This is a genomic window from Pseudomonas sp. HN11 (assembly GCF_021390155.1).
Taxonomy (GTDB): domain Bacteria; phylum Pseudomonadota; class Gammaproteobacteria; order Pseudomonadales; family Pseudomonadaceae; genus Aquipseudomonas.
Genome location: NZ_CP089985.1, coordinates 4461280 through 4483538 on the forward strand (window position 1 = coordinate 4461280; position 22259 = coordinate 4483538).

A 22259-nucleotide genomic window follows, 5' to 3' on the forward strand; every position below is an offset into this window, starting at 1 on the left:
CTCATTGTTTGACGCGGACAAAGTGTGACATGCCGTCGGGCGAATCCATCCAGAAAGGCTTGCAAGCCGCTCCACCATCGCCATAGCAGTTATGCACGGTTTTATCGCCGCCCAACACTTTCAACCACTCCCACAACCGATTGCTGCCCTCCGGGATCGTACCGCCGGTACCGGCGTTGAACCCTACCAGCGGCGCTCGGGCGACGGGGTCGAAGTTATGATTCTGGTACTGCAGCGCCATCGCATCGCGCTGCTCATCGGAAGTGAATGCTGAACGGTTCTGCAAGACGCCTAACAGTGAATCGGCTTTCTGCACCGCGTAGGCCGCACCGAAGAAGTTCATCGACGTTTGGCCCAGGAGGCCAGCGTTTGCAGGGTCACGAGTCAACGACTCCATGGCACTGCCCGTGGTCAATGTGCCGCGACTATGCCCGTCGATGTGCAATCCGCTTTGGCCGAACTGGATCATGTAGTCCTTGGTCTGCACAGCCGCGTTGGACAGGCCCCAGAAGTCACTTTCAAGATTCTTCTGGTAGGCCGCGATCATCAATTCGGATGTGAAGTTGTTGGCTTTCTCAAAATGGATCAAATACTGCGGCCCGGTATCAGCGGTGCTGTGTTGGTTAGCATATTTGGCCGCGCCATCAATGTCGTTGAAGATACCGTTGTTGGCAATGTGTACCTTGCCGTCCGGTCCGGGCTTGAGATTGCGCTTTTCTTCGTCGCTCAACTCGCGGCGCTGAACATTGCCTTTGTTATCCAGCAGTGCCTTGCCATTCTCATCCTTCAACACCTCATACACCCTTGCTTTCTCAAGGAAGATCTTGCGATACGCCTCATCCGCCAGCAACGTCACCTGGCGATAGAACTCACGCTTGATCTCCTGCTCAGCCTCGACCTTGCGCCCCATTTCCGCCACGTCCAGGCGCTCCACGGCAACATGAGCGGCCTCGGTGTTGCGGTTGAGGTTGGCAATCGTCTGGTCAACGCTCATCCCGGCAACTACGCGCTGGCGCTCGGCATTGGTGATAACCAGGGTGCCCGCGCTGATTGCGCTGCGGGTGTCGCTGGATGCGGAGTCGGAGTCCGAACCGTTGGCGAGGCTGTTGGCGAGCAGCGCCTTGGCCGTGCCGAGCTTGCCGTCAAGCATGTCCGAATTGAGTTCCACCCCCGAGGTCTTGGCGCTGGCTTCGGAGACGTTGTGGATATCGGCCACGGTCAGTGTGCCGGTGGTCAGGCTGTTCCTGCCGTCGGCGATGGCCTTGTCGGAACTGGCGATCACACCGCCCTTGAGGTCGGTGTTGCCACGCACGTTGAGATCGTAACCACCATCACCGGCGTGGATGCCAGACTGCTCGATCACACTGGCGAAGTTGGACTTCTGCTGGGTGTTGCTGGAGCTGAAGCTGGCCGTCGCAGCACCCGCACACACGGGCGGGATGCAGATGCTGATGCCGGCACTCATGCTCTTCTGCTCGGAGGCGAATTTGCTGGTGTCTTGCAGACTCTCGATGTTCAAGTCGCCGCCGACGTCGGCCTTGACCTTGTCGGCCGAGACCACCGCGCCGCGCAGGGTGGTGTCTTTACCGGACACCAGGCTGGCCTGGTTGCCCGCCGTCACGTGGGTGTTGCTCCACACCAGGTCGTTGCCATCGGCATTGCCCCGGCTCTGGGACGCCGAAGCATTGAAGCTCAGACCGTTTTTCTCACTGCCGAACGAGATGCCGATCCCCAGGCTGCCGTTCACACTTTTGTTGGTGCTGTGCTGCTCGATGGTGTTCTGCGCACCTGCCAGCAGGATATTGCCATCGGCCTTCAATAACGCATCGTTGCCTGCGGTGATCTGACTGCCCTGCACGGTCAGGTCGTTGTTGCGCGTGCCGCCGGTGGCCACAATCGACACATCGTGCCCCGCCGCCACCGTCGAGCCGGCCGCCGTATTGGACGTCTGCTCGCTTTTGTTCTCGCTCTTGTTCATGCCCAGGGCGATGCTCAAGTTGATCCCGCCCGCCGCTGCAGGGTCGGCCATCACCTGGGTATGCGCTTCGCTGGCCGCCCACGCGGTGTTCAGCGCGGCCAGGGCTTTCATGCGTTTGTCGTCGGTGCGCTCGGCGGCCTTGTTCATGCGTTGGCCGGTTTGCACGGCATTCACGATCGGGTTGGTCAGGGTCAGGCTCACGCCGGTCTGCTTGAAGCGCTGCTCTTGCTGCTGCGCACTGAGGTTGCGCGCTTCGAGGATGTTGACTTCGGACGCCTCGATCGACACATCGCCCTTGGGCGCGCTCACATTGCTGCCAACCTGGCGGTATTCGCCGCCCGCGCTGATCAACACATTGCCGTCGGTGGAACCGATACTGCTGGCGGCCGCCGTGGTCTGCTGGCTGCTGTCTTTGTTGGTCTGTTGCTGCGAGCCGATGGTGACGGCAATCGCGCCGCCGCTGAACATGCCGCTGGTCTTCACATCCTTGATGTGTTTTTCGTCGAGCGTCTCGGTGCCCGCCAACACCTTGATGTCATTGCCCGCCACCAGCGCCGTGCCTGAGGTCGAGACCACGTTGCTGCCAATGACAGTAATGTTGTTGCCAGCCTGCATCACCGCCTGCTCACCGCTGAAGGTCGCGGCCTGGGCGGTGGTGCTGCTCACCGTGTCGCGGGTGGTGGTGGTCTTGCTCGAGAACATACCGTTGCTGCCCTTGACCTTGTGCGCTTCGTCCGCACTGTTGAAGCGCTCACTGGCCTCGACATTGATGTCGCGTAGTGCACTCACCGACACCGCGCCCGCGTCACTGTTGACCTGCGCACCGCGTGCCTGCACGTCACGCCCGGCGCCCAGGCGAATATCGCCGTTGGCTTGCACCGAACTGCCGACTTCATTGCGCCCGGCTTCCTTGCGCCAGTTGTCGCCGTCCCACTGATTGCCCTGGGTGTAGGACTCTTTCACCGTACTCAACGTGATGTCGTTGCCCGCCACCAGCGCGGTCTTGCCGCCGACGCCGGTGTTGCTGACCTGAGCCGCTTGCAGGTTGATGTCATTGCCCGCCGTGGCGATCAGGTTCGCCGCCGGGGCCGACACGTACAACCCGGCCACCCGCGACAACGCGGTGCGGGTGCCCTGCTCGCTGGTGCTGTCGGTGGTGATCGAGCGCACATTGATATCGTTGCCGGCGCTCAACGCCAGACGACTGTTGGCGCTGATCAGGCCACCGATGTTGTTCAGGTCCTGGCTGGCATTCAGCGACACGTCGTTGCCCTGGATGCGCCCGCCGAGGTTGTCGAGGTTCTGTACGCTGATGGTCACGCCGTCGCGCCCGGCCAGGCTGCCCGAGTTGACCAGGTCACCGCGCACATCCAGGTTCAACGTGCGCCCAGCCATCAACGCGCCCGAACCATCCACATCGCCTTCGCGAACCCGCACATACACCTGCGGCACCAGCACCTGGCGCACTTCGCCGCTGGCCAGGGTGACGTCCCTGGACACCAACCACACGATGTCGCTGGTCAACTGCGCCATTTGCTCAGCGGTCAGCGCCACGCCCGGGATCAGTTTCCACTGATCGGCCAGGGTTACGGCGCTGTCGATCATGCCGCGATATTGCGCTTCGTCGCTGGCATAGCCATCGACAAAACGGCGCCCAGTGAGTTGCGCGACTTGTTCGCGGATCAGCTTCTGCTCGTAGAACCCGTCACCCAGTCGCTGCTGGGTACCCGCCGGATCCAGATTCAGGCGTTCGAGCATGTAGTCCGACGACAACCATTTGCCGTAGTTGGCGAAACGCGGGTCGGTCTCCACCAGGTAACCGGCGGTACTGTTCGGGTTAATCTGGTACAGGCTGCTGTTGGGCAGGTCCGGGTTGAAACCGCCGGTGCGGATCTGCTCCACCGCGCCCGTCGCGTTCTGCTGGGTGAGCGCCTGCACCTGGCTGATCGGGCTGACCGCATAGGTGCGCCCGGCACCCGCCAGATCACCGGTGCCCGCCGCGCTGTCGGTAACCTTGGCGAGCACCAAGGCGCCGACCTGGGTGCCGGAGCCGTTGATGGCCGCGTACTCGGTAAACAACGTCGGTGTCAGGGAGATCTGCTCGATCAACGGCGCCGGTGTGTACGCCGTGACGTTAAGGCCCTGGCGGTCACGGCCTTTGCGCTGGATGCGGTAGTAGTTGGACACTGTGCCGCTGTCGGTCGTGACTTTCTGGCCGGTCACCTCCGTGTTGATCACCGTGCCGACGCTGGCGTTCAGCGCTTGGCCGGCGATGATGCGGCTCTTGTCGTTGTACACCTGGTCGGCAATCAGATTGACATTGCCACCCGCAAGCATCTGCGCCGGGTCCGAGGCGACAATCCGCGTTTCGGTGACGGTGCGGTCGTAGTCATAACGGTTCCAGCGCGTGCCATAGCCTTCCGGAGTGACCAGATGCAGGACCTCATCTTTGTACAGCGAGATCTGGCCTGGCAGGTAGCGGTTGGTCGAGCCCGACAGCAGGTATTCCTGCAACGCCTCATGGGACACCTGCACCTGTTCGGTGGCGAAGTGTTCGTTGGTGTTATTGATCTGCCTGGCGTTGACGCTCAGGCTGCCCAGCGCTTCGACGGTGGCACTGGCGTTGTTCAACACCTGCGCCTGGCCGCTGGCCTGGTTGTTGGCATCCAGGGCTCCGCCGATGAACAGATTGCCGGTGCTGAAGATCAGGCCGTGTTCACGGTTGTTGAGCACCTGCGCGCCGATATCCAGGCGGTTGCGCGCCGCAATGGTCGCCGCCGCCGCGCCTTCGAGGGTGTTATTGAGGGTACCGACGGCAATCGCCAGTTGATCACCGTAGATGCGCCCGGTGCCGAGGTTGTTCAGGGTCGCGGTGCTGAGGCGGGTGGTCTCGGCGTCGACAAGGCCACGATTGTCCAGTTGCGTGGCCGCGTTGGCCTGCACGTTGCGCGCGCTGATCACGCCCGTGGCGCTGTTGTCGATCACGTTGGCGTCGAGGCGCAGCAGATTGCCCGCCTGGAGGGCGCCCAGGTTGGTCAGTCGCCCGTTGGTCGCCAGCGCCACATTGCCGTTGGCCTGGAACAGGCCGCTGTTGATGAAATCCTGGGTCAGGCGCAAGGTCAGGTCGCCCAGGCTCAACACCTTGCCATTGCCGGTGTAGTGGGCACTGTCAATCAACAGGGCCTGGCCGGCAATCAAGGTGCCCGCGCTGTTATTGATGACTTGGCGCTTTTGCGCGAGGTCACGGTCTGCCACAGTCAGCGTGCTGCCGGCCGAGATGATCCCCTGCTCGTTGTCCAGGGTGCCGCTGCCAGTGGCGTTCAGCGTGGTATCGGAGACGATCGAACCGTTGCGGTTGCTGATGGCGTCGCCATCAATCGCGACAGAGTGGCCCTTGATGCCCTGGTTGGCGCCTTGGGTGCTGCTGTTGTCCACACGGGCACCGCTCAGCAACAAATGCCCGTCGGCACGCAGCAGACCGGCCTGGTTGACGAGTTGCTGCGCGTAGACCTGCAAGGTGCTGGCGCTGCCGATAAACCCGCTGTCGTTGAGCAACTGCCCGGCGCGCACGGTAACATCGCGCTGGCCAAGGATGCCGCCGGTGCTACCGGCGTTGCGGTTGGTCAACAACTGGCCGTGGGTGTCCACGTTAAGGCTCGATTTGGCCTGCACGATACCACCGTCGTTGTTCAGCGCGCCGCTGTCGAGGGTCAGGGTATCGCTGGCGTTGAGGGTGCCGCCGCTGTTGTCCGACTGCTGGCCGTGGCTATCGATGCGCAACTGCGCGGCGGTAATCACGCCACCGCTGTTATTCAAACCTTGGGCGTTGATAGTCAACGCCTTGGCGGCTTCGAGGCGGCCGCCGGTGTTGTCGAAGGCAGCGTTATTGCTGTTGAGCAGCAAATTGCCGGCCACCGAACCCAGGGTACCGCCCTGGTTCAACACATTTTCGGCCGTGACCGTCAGGGTTTGCGAGGCGGCGACAGTGCCCTTGGCATTGTTCAACTGCGCGGCGTTGATCGCCAGCGCGCCGCCTGCGGTGATCTGCCCGCTGCTGTTATCCAGGGTGCCGCCGTCGAGGCTCAGTTGTGCGGCAGTCACCAGCTTGCCGTTTTGGTTATCCAGGTGCTTGCGTGCGGTCACCGCCAGGTCGCCCTGCGCGCCGGATTGCACCAGGCCGCCGCGATTGCCCAAGGTGTCGGCGCTCACGTCGAGGCGCCCGCCGCTGGCGAGGGTGCCGCCGCTGTTGTCGAGGTTGCGCGTAACGGTCACGCGCATGCCGCTATTGCCGGTCTGTACCCATTTGCCAGCGACGTTGGTCAGGTCCAGCGCGGTGACGCTGATCTGCGCCGCGCCCACCTGCGCTGCATCGCTGAGCAAGGTTTGGTTGGCGTTGGCGGTCAGCGCTTGGCTGGCGGTGACGCGGCTGCGGCGCAAGTCCAAGTCGCCGGCGGTACTGGTCAGCTCAACGGTGTGGGCCGAGGTCTGGCTGTCACTCAGGTCGACCTGGGCGGCGTTGGTGGTGAGTTTTTGTGCCGCGAGGTTCTGCCCCTTAGCCGTGATCGTGCCCGTCGACGTCAGGGTCAGCGAGCCAGTAGCGCCCAGCTTGCCGGCACTGTCGACGCCCGCCGCAAGGGCGGAACCGGCGTGACTGCGAATCGCTCCCGAGGCGGTCAGGCGTGCATTACCTTGGGCGGACGCGATGCCCTTGTTGTCGATATCGGCGCCCGTGTTCAGCGTCAGGTCGCCCTGAGCGTACAGCGTGCCGCTGTTGTCGATGCCCTTGTCGGCCGTGGTTGTCAGGCGGGTGGCGCTGCTGATCTGGCCACGGTTTTCGATACGCCCGTCGCTACCGATCACCACTTCACCAGCGCTGGAACCGATCTGCCCGGCGTTGCGCACGCCCACACCGGCGCCGTTGCCCACCAGGGTGATCTTGCCGGCATACATGCCGCCCAGTTGTGCCACGTCGATGGCCACGGCCGGGGTGTCGGCCTGCGGCTGGCCAGTGGTGCCGGTCTTGATGGTCAGGTCTTTGGACCAGATGCCCGCGTTTACCTCGACGGTGCGCGCGATGATCTCGGTGTAGTCGGCGCGGGTGCTGTCCATGCCGGCGCCGCCGACCGTGACCTTGCCGCCCGAGACCTGATAACCGGTGATCAGGCCATTTTCGAACTGCGCGCGTCCAGTGGTGAGGGTGGCGCGGTCGGCGTTGATGAAACCGCACCCTTCACAGGCGATGCCTGAGGGGTTGGCAATCACCACTTGGGCCTTGGAACCGCCGACTTCGACAAAGCCGCGCAACTGGCTAGGGTTGCTCGAATTGACCTCGTTGAGAATCACCCGTGCGCTGCCGTTGGCCAGCGCGCGGTTGCCTTCGATCCAGCCGCCCAGTTGAGTTTGGCTGTTGGTCGCGCCGTTGTTGAGGATCACCCCGCGCTTATCCACATCGAACTGCGAATAGGTGTTGCGTGACACGCCCGCGCCGCTCGGCGCCGTGATGTCCACCACGGGCGCGCCGTTACCGGCGGCGCCAATGGTTGGCCGCTGGCCGGCGGGTGCGGAGCCGTCGGCCACGACCTGGGCCTGGACGGGCGCGACCAGCGCGACCCAGCCCATGCCCAGCATCAGCGCAAAACGCAGTGGCGTAAGTGTCGCCACCGCAGGACTGGCCTGGGTCACGGCGCGTGTGGTGCCGGGTGCCTTGCAGGCACTCTTGACGTTCTCGGCCACTACCATCAGCAGGCCACGGGCGCGGTTGAAGACTACTCGAAATAGATGCTTGTTCATGCAAATCCTTTGCGCAGTGGCTGATCAGAGCGCATCGCTGGGTAACGGGTGAGTGGCAAACCAGGCTTGCGCCTCCAGGTCCAACACGGCGATGCCGTGGAAATTCAAGACGCGCAAACCGCGCTCTTCGCCTTTGTGGTACAGCGAACGGAACACTCGCCCGGCCCACAGGCGGCGGCGCAGCAGACTGCTGATTCGCCGGGTATGGCCGAACGGCGCGACCCAATCGTTGATCCACAACCGGTCGCCGCTGTCCCAGTCTTCTGCCGGCAGGCATACCGCCGGAGCACGCAGGTAGCGCGCCTCAGCCTCGGCATTGAGGTTGAGCCACGACAAGAAAAACACCGGCCGCCCGTCTTCGCTGACCAAGATGAACTGGCGTCGCTTGATCGCCGGCAACAACAAGGTCGACAGGCTGTGCAACGGCGCATCGCGATGGGCCGCCGAGTGCATCCACAGCCACACCGCCGAGCCCAGCACCTGGGCTTCGTCGATGGCGCTGTCGGCGCGCTCGGGAGCGAGCACCTCCAGGGTGTCGTGACGCATGCTGGGCTCCTTCAAAACGACCAGTTGGCGCTGAAGCCACTGGTCACGTCGGCGGTCTGGAAACCTTTGGGTTTTTCCAGGGGTTTGCCGGTGTAGATGTCATAGGAAAACTGTTTGTAACCGCCGCGCAGGCCCACTACCGCACCCGCCAGCCGTCGGCCGGAGAGGTACTGGGTGGAATGCCCGCCGACTTCGCCGTAATCCACGCCCAGGTACAACTCCTGACCGGTGTTGGCCAGGCTCAGGCCCAGGTCGTTGCTGAATGTCCAGCCGCGTTCGGCCGACAGGATCTGCTCGCCGTCAAAGCCGCGCACGGTGTAGCGGCCACCAATCGAAAAGCGGTCCTGGGGGATCAGCGGAGTACGGTTCCACTGCCCGCGCCAGCCGGCGACATAACGCAGGCGCTGATCGGCCAGGGTAAAGGGCACTTGCAATTGCGCGTTGGCGCTGATGATCTGCGAACGCGAGGTGCCTTCGCCATTCTCTTCTTCGGGCGCACGCAGCGCATCGCGGGCACCGGTGCCACGGCGATAACCGACGCCGAGGTCGAGGGTGCTGGCGCCGATGAATTCACGGTGATTGATCCCGGCCTGCCAACCGGCCATACGGCGACGTTGCAGTTCGATTTCGGTGTCTTCGATGTAGTTGCTGGACGTGCGGCTCCAGCCGCCGATCGACACGGTGGTCTTGCGCACCGCGTCGCGGTAGATCACCCGCGACAGCTGCACCTCGTTGGTCCGGCTGCGTCCACTGTAGGAATAGGCCTGGTTCGCCCCGGCAATCGTCTGGTGGTAGTCGTACTCACTGGACGTCAGGCTCAGTTGCCAATAGTCGTAGGGCACCGAGTAGTGCACGGTGTGGCCTTTCGAACCACGGTCACCGCTCTGACCGCCGCCCAGGTCGTGGTTGAAACTGATGTAGAACAGATCATTGAGGGTCGCCAGGTTATCCAGCGACAACGCGACGTTGCCCTGATACTTGCCGGTCTGCTTGCTGCCGGAGTCGTCCACCGACAGGCTGACGCGCACCGGGATCGCCTGTTTCCAGGCAATCACCACATCGCTTTCCCCCGGTTGCGCATCCGCGCCCTCGGCTGGCGTGATCTGCACGTCGGCGTCGGCGGTGGGCACGCGTTTGAAGTTCTCCAGCGCCTGTTCGATGTCGCGCAGGTTCAACACATCGCCAGGCGCTGCGGGCATGGCGTTCCAATAGTTGGCGCGGTTAGAGGTGCCTTCGGCGAAACGGATGTGCTTGATACGACCTGGCACCAACACCAGCGCCAGTGTGCCCTGGTTCAAGTCCTGGGCCTGGGCGAGGACGCGCGTAGTGATGAAGCCCTTGGCGATGATTGCGTTCTGGATGCGTTTCATCGTCAAGTTGATCCCGGCGGAACCGATGCATTGACCCTGCACCGGGTCGTCGCTCGGGTTGGCGGCACGCAGCGCCCACTGGAAATCGGCGGACTGATCGCCGGTCAGGACCACCCGGTCGATCTTGAAGCACGGCGTTTCATTGCGCGGCAGACGCAAGATGCCGGAGCTGTCTTGCGGGGCTTCGAGGCGCACGTCGGGCGACGGTTCCAACTGCTCGCGCTGAGCGCGTTCACGTTGCTGCTGCAGGAGCAATTGCTGGGCAGGCGCTTGAGGTTCAGCGGCCAGTGCCGTTGCGCTGGTCAGAAAACCGACAAGGGAACAGGTGGCAACGCAAGATTGCAGCAAAACAGACGGTTTCGTCCTGGGTAGAACGTCGAAAGACATTTCGCATCCTTGTGAGTGAAACTTCCTACATGCGCAGTTGGTCACCACAAAGACATAAAAGTGCCATCAGGGAGTATGGCCCTGTGACACATTTCGCAAAAACACAGCTTCTGGCGCGCCTTCGTTTTTGGTTTGAAGGCTCTAGTTCGAGGCTTAGAGGGGATCTTGGCGGATTCGAAAATAATTCGATTTTTGTACAGTTTTCATGTGGGAGGCCCCCACTCCCACATTTTGATCAGGGTACAACCAGCAATCAGCTCTTGTGCAACTTGCTCATCAACTGCGCTTCAGCCTGGGTCAGCCCGCAAGACTGGGTCAGCTCATCCACCGTAGCCCCCATCCCCACCAACTTCGCCGCTTGGGCAAACGACAGGCTTGAAGGATCGCGTTGCTCGATCTGTGCCAGCTTGTCCGGCAACGGCGCGAGGATTGCGCGCAGCTCATGCACCTCATCCCCGACCCGCACCGCACTCTGCTGGTAATGATCAACGCGCTTGACCAGCTCAAGAATGCGCCGGTCACGCACCGCATCACGCTCAGCCTGCTGCATCAATAGTTCGCGCTGCTGACGCACATAGCGCAACAGAAATGCCAGGGTCCCGGCCCACAACAGAGCCAGGACGATCACCGCGGCCTCAAGGAACAATCAGATGCTCTCCAGTTCCGACCATTCTTCTTCGCTCATCATCTTGTCCAGCTCAACCAGAATCAGCAGTTCGCCGTTCTTGTTGCACACGCCCTGGATGAACTTGGCGGATTCTTCGTTGCCCACGTTCGGCGCGGTTTCCACTTCCGATTGGCGCAGGTAAACCACCTCGGCCACGCTGTCGACCATGATCCCGACCACTTGCTTGTCGGCCTCGATGATGACGATACGCGTATTGTCGTTGACTTCAGTGGGCACCAGGCCGAAACGCTGGCGGGTGTCGATCACTGTCACCACGTTGCCGCGCAGGTTGATGATGCCCAGCACGTAGCTCGGCGCACCCGGCACCGGCGCGATCTCGGTGTAGCGCAGCACTTCCTGCACGCGCATCACGTTAATACCGTAGGACTCGTTGTCCAGTTTGAAGGTCACCCATTGCAGGATCGGATCATCCAAACCTTGTGCGGACGCTGACTTGTTCATACCCCTGACCCCTTCAAGATTGGCCACGCAACGGCGTGGGCCTTTATTGTTCAATCAACTGCGTTTAGTCACCGGCATCGTTTTGACGGCGCCGCTGGCGATCAACTCGGCCAGTTCGGCGACGTCGAGCAACGCGCACATGTGTTCGATCACGGTGCCCGCCAGCCAAGGCCGTTGGCCCCGGTGGCTGCGCCATTTGATTTCGTTCGGGTCCAGGCGCAACGAACGGCTGACTTGATGCACCGCCAGCCCCCACTCGTAGCCCTGCACCGAGATCACGTATTGCAGGCCCTGGCGGAAATCATCGCGGTAGCGATCAGGCATGACCCACCGTGCGGTATCCAGGACTTTGAGGTTGCCTGCCTGACTGGGCAGGATGCCGAGGAACCACTCCGGTTGCCCGAACAGCGGCGTCAGCTCCTGGCCTTCCAGGGAATAAATCGACCCAAGGCACACCAGCGGCACTGCCAGGGTCAACCCGGCGACGTCGAACAGCAGGCACTCGAACGGTTCGGCAGCCCAGCTCGGGCGATCATCACCGGTCACCGGCGGCGGCGTGGTGCTCGGTGGCAGGTGCACTTCCACCACCGGTTCGACCACGACAGGGGCAGGGGCAGCTACAACCGGCGTAATCGGCACCACGACCTGCGCGTCTCGGGCTTGCTCTTCCAGCACTGCCAACTGGAATTCGTCCAGCGCAACTTCTGGTTCGACAGCAGGTTCCAGTACCAGGATCGGTTCCGACAGTTCTTCGGCGGTCGCATCTTGCAGCAGGGCATCCAGGTAGGATTCCAGTGCCAGTTGCGGCCGGGTCTTGAGTTCGACAGGACGGTTCATCACGCCACCTGCGCCACAAGCTGCTGCGACAGCAGGTGCTTGAGCAGCGCGCGATAGGCCAGTACGCCACGGCTTTTCGGATCGAACTGCGACGGTGCGAGGCCGGCGCGGCTGGCGTCACGCAGGCGCGTATCCACCGGGATGTAGCCGTTCCAGATGGTGTCCGGGTACGCATCGCGCAACACGCGCAGGGTGCCGAGAGAGGCCTGGGTGCGGCGATCGAACAAGGTCGGCACAATGCTGTACGGCAGCGCCTGTTTGCGTGAACGGTTGATCATCGCCAGGGTGCTGACCATGCGCTCCAAGCCCTTGACCGCCAGGTGTTCGGTCTGCACCGGGATCACCAACTGCTGGCTGGCCGCCAAGGCGTTGACCATCAACACACCCAGCAACGGCGGGCTGTCGATGATTGCGTAGTCGAAGTCCTGCCACAGTTGCGCCAGGGTCTTGGCGATCACCAGGCCCAGGCCGCTCTGCCCCGGCGACTGGCGCTCAAGGGTGGCCAGGGCGGTGCTGGAGGGCAGCAGGGAAATGCTCCCGTTGCTGGTGGGTAGCAGCAATTGCCCCGGCAAATCGGCAGGCACGCTGCCCTTGTGCAGGAACAGGTCGTAGTTGCTGTGTTCCAGCGCGTCCGGGTCGTAGCCGAAATAGCTGGTCATGGAGCCGTGAGGGTCCAGGTCAACCACGACCACGCGCTTGCCCGCCTCGGCCAGCAAGCCGGCTAAGGCGATGGAGGTGGTGGTCTTGCCGACTCCACCTTTTTGATTGGCAACTGCCCAGACTCTCATTCGGTTGGTTCCTCCCGGCAGGCACAGGTGCGACCGAGACATTGCATAGGGTTATTGAGCCGGCGACGGAGAATTGACGGCACTCTGTCGAACCGGCGGTTTTACAAGGGCCGGTGCAGTTTGTGTGCCAGCCCGCTTCAAGGCTGCATCCGGTGTTGCATTGGCGGTGCCGGTGCCGGTCAGGCTGCGGCGCACATCCAGGTTGCGCGACACCACCAACACCACACGGCGGTTCTTCGCGCGGCCCTCTACCGTGGCGTTATTGGCCACTGGCTGGAACTCGCCATACCCCACCGACGCCAGGCGCCCAGGGTTCACGCCCTGCATGGCGAGCATGCGCACGATGCTCGCGGCACGCGCCGACGACAGTTCCCAGTTGGTCGGGTACTGCGCGGTGCTGATCGGGAAGTTGTCGGTGAAGCCTTCGACATGGATGGGATTCTCGAACGGTTTGAGGATCGCCGCCACCTTGTCGATGATGGTAAATGCCTGATCGCTGGGCATCGCATCGGCGCTGGCAAACAGCAGGCTGGAATTGAGTTCGATCTCCACCCACAACTCGTTGCCACGCACGGTCATCTGGTTGGAGCTGATCAGGTCGCCAAACGCCGCGCTGATGTCATCGGCAATGCTTTTGAGCGGATCACTGGTGCCACCGACGCCAGTGGCGGTTTCATCGCTGTCGTTGACCAGCGGTTTGGCGGGCGTCACGGTCTTGGGCCGCTCTTCACCGATAGGAATAGGCTTGAGGGCGCGGTCGGCGTCGTTGAACACGCCAATCAGCGCCTGGGAAATGACTTTGTACTTGCCTTCGTTGATCGACGAGATGGAGTACATCACCACGAAAAACGCGAACAGCAAAGTGATGAAGTCCGCATAGGACACCAGCCAGCGCTCATGGTTGACGTGTTCTTCAGGCTCGCGACGGCGACGGCTCACAATGCATACCTCCCATCAATCCATGAAGCCCTGGAGCTTCAATTCGATGGAACGCGGGTTCTCACCCTCGGCAATCGACAGGATACCTTCAAGCAGCATCTCGCGATAACGCGACTGGCGCATGGCGATCGACTTGAGTTTGCTGGCCACCGGCAGCAGCACCAGGTTGGCACTGGCCACACCATAGATAGTGGCGACGAATGCCACGGCAATGCCGCTGCCCAGTTGCGAAGGGTCGGCCAGGTTGCCCATCACGTGGATCAGGCCCATCACCGCGCCGATGATGCCGATGGTCGGCGCGTAGCCGCCCATGCTTTCGTAGACTTTCGCGGCGTTGATGTCGCGGCTTTCCTGGGTGTAGAAATCCACTTCCAGGATGCTGCGGATCGCTTCCGGTTCGGCGCCATCCACCAGCAATTGCAGGCCTTTGCGCGCGTAGCTGTCGGGCTCGGCATCGGCCACGCCCTCCAGGCCCAGCAGGCCTTCCTTGCGCGCGGTGAGGCTCCAGTTGACCACGCGGTCGATGCCACCGGGCAAGTCCACGCGCGGCGGGAAAATGATCCATATCAGAATCTGCATGGCACGCTTGAACGAGCTCATGGGCGACTGCAACAACGCCGCGCCCACGGTGCCGCCGATCACGATCAGCGCCGCCGGGCCGTTGGCTAAAGCGCCAAGGTGACCGCCTTCAAGGTAGTTGCCGCCGATGATCGCGACAAACGCCATGATGATGCCGATCAGGCTCAAGACATCCATCAGAGGCAGGCCTCCACCAGGTGCTTGCCAATGTCGTCCAGGCTGTAGACGGCGTCGGCCAGGTCCGCCTTGACGATGGCCATGGGCATGCCATAGATCACACAGCTGGCTTCGTCCTGGGCCCAGATGGCGCTGCCGCCCTGCTTGAGCAGACGCGCGCCTTCACGGCCATCGGCGCCCATGCCGGTGAGGACCACCGCCAGAACTTTGTCGCCGTAGGACTTGGCGGCCGAACCGAAGGTGATGTCTACGCACGGCTTGTAGTTCAGGCGCTCATCACCCGGCAGGATTTTGATCGCGCCACGACCATCCACCATCATTTGCTTGCCGCCCGGCGCCAGCAGCGCCAGGCCAGGACGCAAGATGTCGCCATCTTCGGCCTCCTTGACGCTGATGCGGCACAGCTTGTCCAGGCGCTCGGCGAAGGCCTTGGTGAACGCGGCAGGCATGTGCTGGATCAGGACGATCGGTGCCGGGAAGTTGGCCGGCAGTTGGGTCAACACACGTTGCAGGGCCACTGGGCCGCCCGTGGACGTGCCGATGGCGACCAACTTGTAGGCCTTGCGCTTCGGCGCAGGCGAATGACCGGCAGCCGGTGCAGGCGCGCGAACCGGCGCTACGGCAGGCCGTGCAACCGGCGCAGGCGCTGGGCGAGTAAACGATGAAGTTGGCGCAGCTGGCGCTGCAACCGGTGCAGGCGTCGGCGCTGGTGCGCTGAACAGGCTGCGACGGTTACTGCGCGAGATGCTGTGCACCTTCTCGCACAGCATCTGCTTGACCTTCTCGGGGTTGCGCGAGATGTCTTCGAAATTCTTCGGCAGGAAGTCCACCGCGCCAGCGTCCAGCGCATCCAGGGTGACCCGGGCGCCTTCATGCGTGAGCGAGGAGAACATCAACACCGGGGTCGGGCAGCGTTGCATGATGTGCCGAACTGCCGTGATGCCATCCATCATCGGCATCTCGTAGTCCATGGTGATCACGTCCGGTTTCAACGCAATGGCTTGATCAATCGCCTCTTTGCCGTTGGTGGCCGTACCGACCACCTGGATCGTTGGATCGGCGGAAAGAATTTCCGAGACGCGGCGACGGAAGAAACCCGAATCATCCACCACCAGGACCTTGACTGCCATAAACACTCCGTTAGGCGGGGCGGGCATGACCGCCCTGCCCCACCAGAATCAAATACGCCGAGCGGCGTAACGCTTGAGCATGCTCGGGACATCGAGAATCAGCGCGATCCGACCGTCACCGGTGATGGTCGCGCCCGACATGCCCGGGGTTCCCTGCAGCATTTTGCCCAAAGGCTTGATGACCACTTCTTCCTGGCCCACCAGTTGATCGACCACAAAGCCGATACGCTGGGTGCCCACAGAGAGAATCACCACATGGCCTTCGCGCTGCTCTTCATGCTTGGCCGATGCCACCAGCCAGCGCTTGAGGTAGAACAGGGGCAACGCCTTGTCGCGCACGATCACCACTTCCTGGCCGTCCACCACGTTGGTGCGCGACAGGTCGAGGTGGAAGATTTCGTTGACGTTGACCAGCGGGAAGGCGAAGGCCTGGTTGCCCAGCATCACCATCAGGGTAGGCATGATCGCCAGGGTCAACGGCACCTTGATGACGATCTTCGAGCCTTGGCCCTTGGTCGAGTAGATGTTGATCGAGCCGTTGAGCTGGCTGATCTTGGTCTTCACCACGTCCATGCCGACGCCACGGCCGGACACGTCGGAAATCTCGGTCTTGGTCGAGAAGCCCGGAGCGAAGATCAGGTTGTAGCACTCGGTGTCGGTCAGGCGGTCGGCGGCGTCCTTGTCCATCACACCACGCTTGACCGCGATGTTGCGCAGGATGGTCGGGTCCATGCCTTTGCCGTCATCGGTGATCGACAGCAGGATGTGGTCGCCTTCTTGCTCCGCCGCCAGGATCACCTTGCCGCCACGGGACTTGCCCGAGGCTTCGCGCTCTTCCGGGGTTTCGACGCCGTGGTCGACGGCATTGCGCACCAAGTGGACCAGCGGGTCGGCCAGGGCCTCGACAAGGTTTTTGTCGAGGTCGGTTTCTTCACCCACCAGTTCCAGGTTGATCTCTTTCTTCAACTGGCGCGCCAAGTCGCGAACCAGGCGCGGGAAGCGGCCGAAGACTTTCTTGATCGGCTGCATCCGCGTTTTCATCACAGCGGTTTGCAGGTCGGCAGTCACCACGTCAAGGTTGGACACCGCCTTTTGCATGGCTTCATCGCCGCTGCTCAGGCCCAGGCGCACCAGGCGGTTACGCACCAATACCAGTTCGCCGACCATGTTCATGATGTCGTCCAGGCGTGCGGTATCAACCCGCACGGTGGTTTCGGCTTCACTGGCCGGTTTCTCGGCTACCGGCGCTGCAGCGGCACGCGCCGGCGCAGGGGCGGCAGCTGGAGCGGGTGCAGGCTTGGCGGCCGGTACCGGCGCTGCGGCTTTGGCGGCAACCGGTGCTGCGGTCGCAGCCGCTGCGGCCGGGGCCACTTCGCTGAACTTGCCCTTGCCGTGCAATTCGTCCAGCAACGATTCGAACTCGTGATCGGAGATCAAACCATCGCCAGCCGGTGCTGCATTGGCGGCGGCAGGCGCTGCGGCCGTGGCGGCGACTTCCGGCAACGCGTCGGCCACGAAGGTGCCCTTGCCGTGCAGTTGGTCGAGCAGTGCTTCGAATTCGTCGTCGGTAATGTCGGTACTGGCGTTGGCGTTGGCTGCCGGCGCGACTGGCGCAGCGGTCGGCACGACGGCGTCGGCCGCAAACTGGCCTTTGCCGTGCAATTGATCGAGCAGGGATTCGAACTCAGCGTCGGTGATGTCTTCGCTGGTTGGCGCGGCGACGGGCGCCGCAGGTGCCTCGGCCTCGGCCTTCACGGCACTGAGGGAGTTGAGCAGTTGTTCGAACTCGCTGTCGGTTACATCCGCTTCGGGCTCTGCCACAGGTTCCGGCGCAGCTTCAGCCACCGGCGCCGCCGACAAATCGGCAGGCTCTGCGTAACGCGCCAGGGCTGCCAGCAGTTCCGGCGTGGCGGCAGTGATCGGGGCACGTTCGCGGACTTCGCTGAACATGCCATTGACCGCATCCAGTGCTTCGAGAATCACGTCCATCAATTCCGAATCAACATGACGCTCACCCTTGCGCAGGATGTCGAACACGTTCTCGGCGATGTGGCAGCACTCCACCAGCTCATGGAGCTGGAGGAAGCCGGCGCCCCCTTTTACAGTGTGAAAACCGCGAAAAATTGCATTGAGCAGGTTCGCATCATCCGGTCGGCTTTCCAGCTCGACCAGTTGCTCGGACAACTGCTCTAAAATTTCGCCGGCCTCTACAAGGAAATCCTGAAGGATTTCTTCATCGGCGCCGAAGCTCATGTGGGTGCTCCTTAGAAGCCTAAACTGGATAACAGGTCATCGACATCATCTTGACCCGATACAACGTCTTCACGTTTATCGGCATGAATCTGCGGACCTTCACCCTTGGCGAGATGTTTTTGTGGATCTTTTTCCGAGAGGATCGCTTCGCGGTCATGTTCGATACCGGCAAAACGGTCTACCTGGCCTGCCATAAGCACCAATTTGAGCAAGTTGCTTTCCACTTCGGTGACCAACTGGGTCACACGCTTGATCACCTGGCCGGTGAGGTCCTGGTAATCCTGGGCGAGCAGAATGTCGTTGAGGTTGCTGGAAACCGTACGGTTTTCCTGCTCGCTGCGTGACAAGAACCCTTCGACCCGACGCGCCAATTCACGAAACTCTTCAGCGCCCACTTCGCGGCGCATGAAACGCCCCCAGTCGTTGCTCAGGGCCTGGGCTTCGTTGGCCATACCGTTGACCAGGGGCGTGGCGTTTTCCACCAGGTCCATGGTGCGGTTGGCCGCCGCCTCAGTCAGCCTGACCACATAGGACAGGCGTTCGGTGGCGTCGGTGATTTGCGAAATTTCTTCGGCCTGGGGCATATGTGGGTCAATCTGGAAATTGACGATCGCACTGTGCAGCTCGCGTGTGAGCTTGCCCACTTCCTGATACAGGCCGCGGTCACGGGTCTGGTTGAGCTCATGGATCAACTGCACCGCGTCGCCGAACTGGCCTTTTTCAAGGCTGTCGACCAACTGGTGAGCATGCTTTTTCAGGGTCGACTCAAAGTCTCCCTGTGACGTTTCTTTATGCTCCATAGCTCCCCCGCGATGGCATTAGCCGTGGATGCGTTCGAAGATTTTTTCGATCTTCTCTTTCAAGGCCAATGCAGTGAATGGTTTGACCACGTAACCGTTGACCCCCGCTTGGGCGGCTTCGATGATCTGCTCACGCTTGGCTTCGGCGGTTACCATCAGCACAGGCAGGCTGCGCAGTTTTTCGTCGGCGCGCACGTGGCGCAGCAAGTCGATACCGGTCATGCCCGGCATGTTCCAGTCTGTTACCAGAAAGTCGATGCTCCCGCTGTTGAGGATCGGAATCGCCGTAATGCCGTCATCCGCCTCGACCGTGTTAGTGAACCCAAGGTCACGCAACAGGTTTTTTATGATCCGCCGCATCGTTGAGAAGTCATCAACGATGAGGATTTTCATGTTCTTGTCCAATTCGACCTCCAAGCAGTCTTAAACGCGCCCAGCACCTGGACGCGCCATTTCAATCAACAGGCATTACACAAAAAGGACTGCCAGGGGCACCACGGGCCTAACCCGCGAAGGCTGGTTGCCCTCGCGGTTTCGTCTGCAGTGTCCCCACACTGCCTGTCAGCGCGCTCGCCACTCTCCCAAACGCCCCCGCAAGCGGGCTGCGCACTGGCTGTGCAACTGGCTGACCCGCGACTCGCTGACCCCCAGGACCTCACCGATTTCCTTGAGGTTCAGCTCTTCGTCGTAGTACAGCGCCAACACCAGTCGCTCACGCTCCGGCAAATTGGCAATCGCGTCCGCCAACGCCCCCTGGAAACGCTCATCTTCCAGGTCACGCGATGGCTCCATATGAGCGCTCGCGCCGTCCTCGTGCAGCCCTTCGTGTTCGCCGTCCTGCAGCAGGTCGTCGAAACTGAACAGGCGACTGCCCAAGGTATCGTTCAAAATCCCGTAGTAATCGTCGAGACTCAATTGGAGTTCGGCCGCAACTTCGTGATCTTTAGCGTCGCGACCGGTTTTTGCTTCAATTGCGCGAATTGCGTCACTGACCATGCGCGTATTGCGATGCACCGAGCGCGGCGCCCAGTCACCTTTACGCACCTCATCGAGCATTGCGCCACGTATGCGGATACCCGCATACGTCTCGAAACTCGCACCCTTGCTCGCGTCGTATTTGGTCGACACTTCGAGCAGGCCGATCATACCCGCCTGGATCAAGTCTTCGACCTGGACGCTGGCGGGCAGACGTGCCAGCAGGTGATAGGCAATGCGCTTGACCAAGGGCGCGTAGCGCTCGATCAACTCGCCCTGACTGTCACGGGCAGACTTCTTGTACGCGTTGTAGCCAGTCGCTGTCATAGCACGGGTCCTGCGCTCGTCTGATGCACCAATCGCTCGACGAAAAACTCCAGATGCCCCCGCGGGTTGGCGGGCAACGGCCAGGTATCGACCTTCTGGGCAATAGCCTTGAACGCCAGTGCGCATTTGGAACGAGGGAACGCTTCGTAGACTGCACGCTGCTTTTGCACAGCCTTGCGCACACACTCGTCGTAGGGAACTGCGCCGACGTATTGTAAGGCGACATCGAGGAAGCGATCCGTGACCTTGGTCAACTTGGCGAACAGGTTGCGCCCTTCCTGCGGGCTCTGGGCCATGTTGGCCAGGACGCGGAAGCGGTTCATGCCGTAATCACGGTTAAGCAGTTTGATCAGGGCGTAGGCGTCGGTGATCGAGGTGGGTTCATCGCAGACCACCAGCAACACTTCCTGCGCGGCGCGCACGAAGCTGACCACGGACTCGCCAATCCCGGCGGCGGTGTCGATCACCAGCACGTCGAGGTTGTCGCCGATATCACTGAAGGCCTGGATCAGGCCGGCATGCTGCGCCGGGCTCAGGTGCACCATGCTCTGGGTGCCGGAGGCGGCCGGCACGATGCGGATGCCACCGGGGCCCTGCAGCAGCACATCGCGCAGCTCACAGCGGCCTTCGATCACATCGGCAAGTGTATGTTTGGGCGTCAGCCCCAGCAGAACGTCGACGTTCGCCAGCCCCAGGTCAGCATCCAGCAGCATGACGCGACGGCCAAGCTCTGCCAGGGCCAGGGACAAATTCACTGACACGTTAGTTTTCCCGACGCCACCTTTGCCGCCGGTCACCGCGATCACCTGTACGGGATGCATGCTGCCCATTTTATTTCTTTACCTTGTCTTGCTTAGACGCAGGCTACATGGCTTGGCCGCGTGAATCGCTTGCAGACCATCGATGTAGATACATTTCACGGTGTTCATGCCGCCCTCAACCTACCCGCTTCGCCGGGTTGTGGTACAGGTCGGCGAACATATCGGCCATCGCTTCCTCGCTAGGCTCGTCTTGCATTTGCACGCTGACTGCACGGCTGACCAACTGATGACGGCGCGGCAGATGCAGATCATCCGGGATCCGCGGCCCGTCGGTCAGGTAGGCGACCGGCAATTCATGACTGATGGCCAGGCTCAGCACCTCGCCCAGGCTCGCGGTTTCATCGAGCTTGGTGAGGATGCAACCGGCCAGGCCGCAGCGTTTGTAGCTGTGATACGCAGCGGTAAGAACCTGTTTCTGGCTGGTGGTTGCAAGCACCAGGTAATTTTTCGACTTGATGCCACGCCCGGCGAGGCTTTCCAGCTGCATGCGCAACGCCGGATCGCTGGCTTGCAGGCCGGCAGTATCGATCAATACCACGCGTTTGCGCAGCAGCGGGTCGAGGGCGTTGGCCAGGGACTGGCCCGGGTCGACATGGGTCACCGACACATTGAGGATCCGGCCCAGGGTCTTGAGCTGTTCCTGGGCACCGATACGGTAGCTGTCCATGCTCACCAGCGCGATACTCGAAGCGCCGTACTTGAGCACGTAGCGCGCGGCCAGCTTGGCCAGGGTGGTGGTTTTACCCATGCCGGCAGGGCCGACCATGGCGATCACACCGCCCTCTTCCAGGGGTTCGATTTCCGGCGTGACGATCATCCGCGCCAAGTGGGCCAGCAACATGCGCCAGGCCTGGCGAGGCTCTTCGATTTCGGTGGTCAGGGCCAGCAGGTCGCGGGACAACGGGCCGGACAGGCCGATGCGCTGCAGGCGACGCCACAGGTTGGCCTGTTGCGGCTTGCTGCCTTGCAACTGGTTCCACGCCAGCGAGCCCAACTGCACTTCCAGCAGTTCACGCAGGCCGTTGAGTTCAAAGCGCATCGAATCGAACACACGCTGGTCAACCGCAGGCGCCGGGGCTGGCGCAGCAGGACGCGGCGGTTCTTTGAACGTCGGTTCCACCAGCGGCTCCGCAGCGGTCAGCGGCAGGCCGGCAAACAATTGGCGATTGGTGGTGGCATCGCTGTCGCCACGCATGCTCAGTTCAGCCTGGGCCGATACGATGCGCGAAGCGGTCTTGCGCAGCTCGTCTTCGAGTTCCATGTTCGGCACACGCGGCGCCAGGGCCTGGGGGGTGTAATCCAGGGCAGCCGTCAGCTCGACACCGCCGGCAATACGACGGTTGCCGATAATCGCGGCGTCGGCGCCCAGCTCATCACGAACCAGTTTCATGGCCTGACGCATATCGGCGGCGAAAAAACGCTTCACTTGCATA

At 62.0% G+C, this 22259-nt stretch carries 16 protein-coding genes; all 16 read right to left on the minus strand.

Translation table 11 applies throughout. The annotated features are described in order from the left end of the window. Window position 1: 1 nt before the first annotated feature. Window positions 2–7768 carry a hemagglutinin repeat-containing protein gene (locus LVW35_RS20290; protein WP_233891764.1) on the minus strand — a complete coding sequence of 2589 codons (7767 nt, stop codon included), beginning with the start codon at window positions 7766–7768 and terminating at the stop codon, window positions 2–4. Window positions 7769–7792: 24 nt separating this feature from the next. Further along, window positions 7793–8314, minus strand: a complete 522-nt coding sequence (locus LVW35_RS20295) for a toxin-activating lysine-acyltransferase (protein ID WP_233891765.1) — start codon at window positions 8312–8314, stop codon at window positions 7793–7795. An 11-nt stretch (window positions 8315–8325) separates the two neighbouring features. Further along, the gene (locus LVW35_RS20300) at window positions 8326–10071 is read right to left on the minus strand and encodes a ShlB/FhaC/HecB family hemolysin secretion/activation protein (protein WP_233891766.1); all 1746 of its coding nucleotides are present in this window, start codon (window positions 10069–10071) and stop codon (window positions 8326–8328) included. A 253-nt stretch (window positions 10072–10324) separates the two neighbouring features. Continuing rightward, entirely contained in the window at window positions 10325–10717 is a 393-nt protein-coding gene (locus tag LVW35_RS20305) for a DUF2802 domain-containing protein (RefSeq protein ID WP_233891767.1), read from the minus strand. Then, window positions 10718–11200 carry a chemotaxis protein CheW gene (locus tag LVW35_RS20310; RefSeq protein WP_010564003.1) on the minus strand — a complete coding sequence of 161 codons (483 nt, stop codon included), beginning with the start codon at window positions 11198–11200 and terminating at the stop codon, window positions 10718–10720. It abuts the gene before it with no gap. A gap of 54 nt (window positions 11201–11254) precedes the next feature. Further along, the gene (locus LVW35_RS20315; protein WP_233891768.1) at window positions 11255–12037 is read right to left on the minus strand and encodes a CheW domain-containing protein; all 783 of its coding nucleotides are present in this window, start codon (window positions 12035–12037) and stop codon (window positions 11255–11257) included. Further along, a complete protein-coding gene (locus LVW35_RS20320) occupies window positions 12037–12825 on the minus strand; it encodes a ParA family protein (protein WP_233891769.1) in 789 nt (262 codons plus the stop codon). The genes LVW35_RS20315 and LVW35_RS20320 overlap by 1 nt, the downstream gene beginning before the upstream one ends. A gap of 51 nt (window positions 12826–12876) precedes the next feature. Further along, complete coding sequence (gene motD / locus LVW35_RS20325; protein WP_233891770.1) at window positions 12877–13764, minus strand: flagellar motor protein MotD; 888 nt, start codon at window positions 13762–13764, stop codon at window positions 12877–12879. 15 nt (window positions 13765–13779) lie between these two features. Then, window positions 13780–14520: a flagellar motor protein gene (locus LVW35_RS20330; RefSeq protein ID WP_033900785.1), complete on the minus strand. Its 741-nt coding sequence runs from the start codon at window positions 14518–14520 to the stop codon at window positions 13780–13782. Further along, window positions 14520–15650: a protein-glutamate methylesterase/protein-glutamine glutaminase gene (locus LVW35_RS20335; protein WP_233891771.1), complete on the minus strand. Its 1131-nt coding sequence runs from the start codon at window positions 15648–15650 to the stop codon at window positions 14520–14522. The genes LVW35_RS20330 and LVW35_RS20335 overlap by 1 nt, the downstream gene beginning before the upstream one ends. Window positions 15651–15698: 48 nt before the next feature. Then, the gene (locus LVW35_RS20340; RefSeq protein WP_233891772.1) at window positions 15699–17903 is read right to left on the minus strand and encodes a chemotaxis protein CheA; all 2205 of its coding nucleotides are present in this window, start codon (window positions 17901–17903) and stop codon (window positions 15699–15701) included. An 11-nt stretch (window positions 17904–17914) separates the two neighbouring features. Then, window positions 17915–18703 (minus strand): protein phosphatase CheZ, encoded by a 789-nt coding sequence (locus tag LVW35_RS20345; RefSeq protein WP_033900779.1) that lies wholly within the window; start codon window positions 18701–18703, stop codon window positions 17915–17917. Window positions 18704–18721: 18 nt separating this feature from the next. Then, window positions 18722–19096 (minus strand): chemotaxis response regulator CheY, encoded by a 375-nt coding sequence (locus LVW35_RS20350; RefSeq protein WP_015885173.1) that lies wholly within the window; start codon window positions 19094–19096, stop codon window positions 18722–18724. A 168-nt stretch (window positions 19097–19264) separates the two neighbouring features. Next, window positions 19265–20005: an RNA polymerase sigma factor FliA gene (gene fliA / locus LVW35_RS20355; RefSeq protein ID WP_016976604.1), complete on the minus strand. Its 741-nt coding sequence runs from the start codon at window positions 20003–20005 to the stop codon at window positions 19265–19267. After that, window positions 20002–20835 (minus strand): flagellar synthesis regulator FleN, encoded by an 834-nt coding sequence (gene fleN, locus LVW35_RS20360; RefSeq protein ID WP_003192912.1) that lies wholly within the window; start codon window positions 20833–20835, stop codon window positions 20002–20004. The genes fliA and fleN overlap by 4 nt, the downstream gene beginning before the upstream one ends. A gap of 106 nt (window positions 20836–20941) precedes the next feature. Continuing rightward, entirely contained in the window at window positions 20942–22258 is a 1317-nt protein-coding gene (flhF, locus tag LVW35_RS20365) for a flagellar biosynthesis protein FlhF (protein WP_233891773.1), read from the minus strand. Window position 22259: the final 1 nt, after the last annotated feature.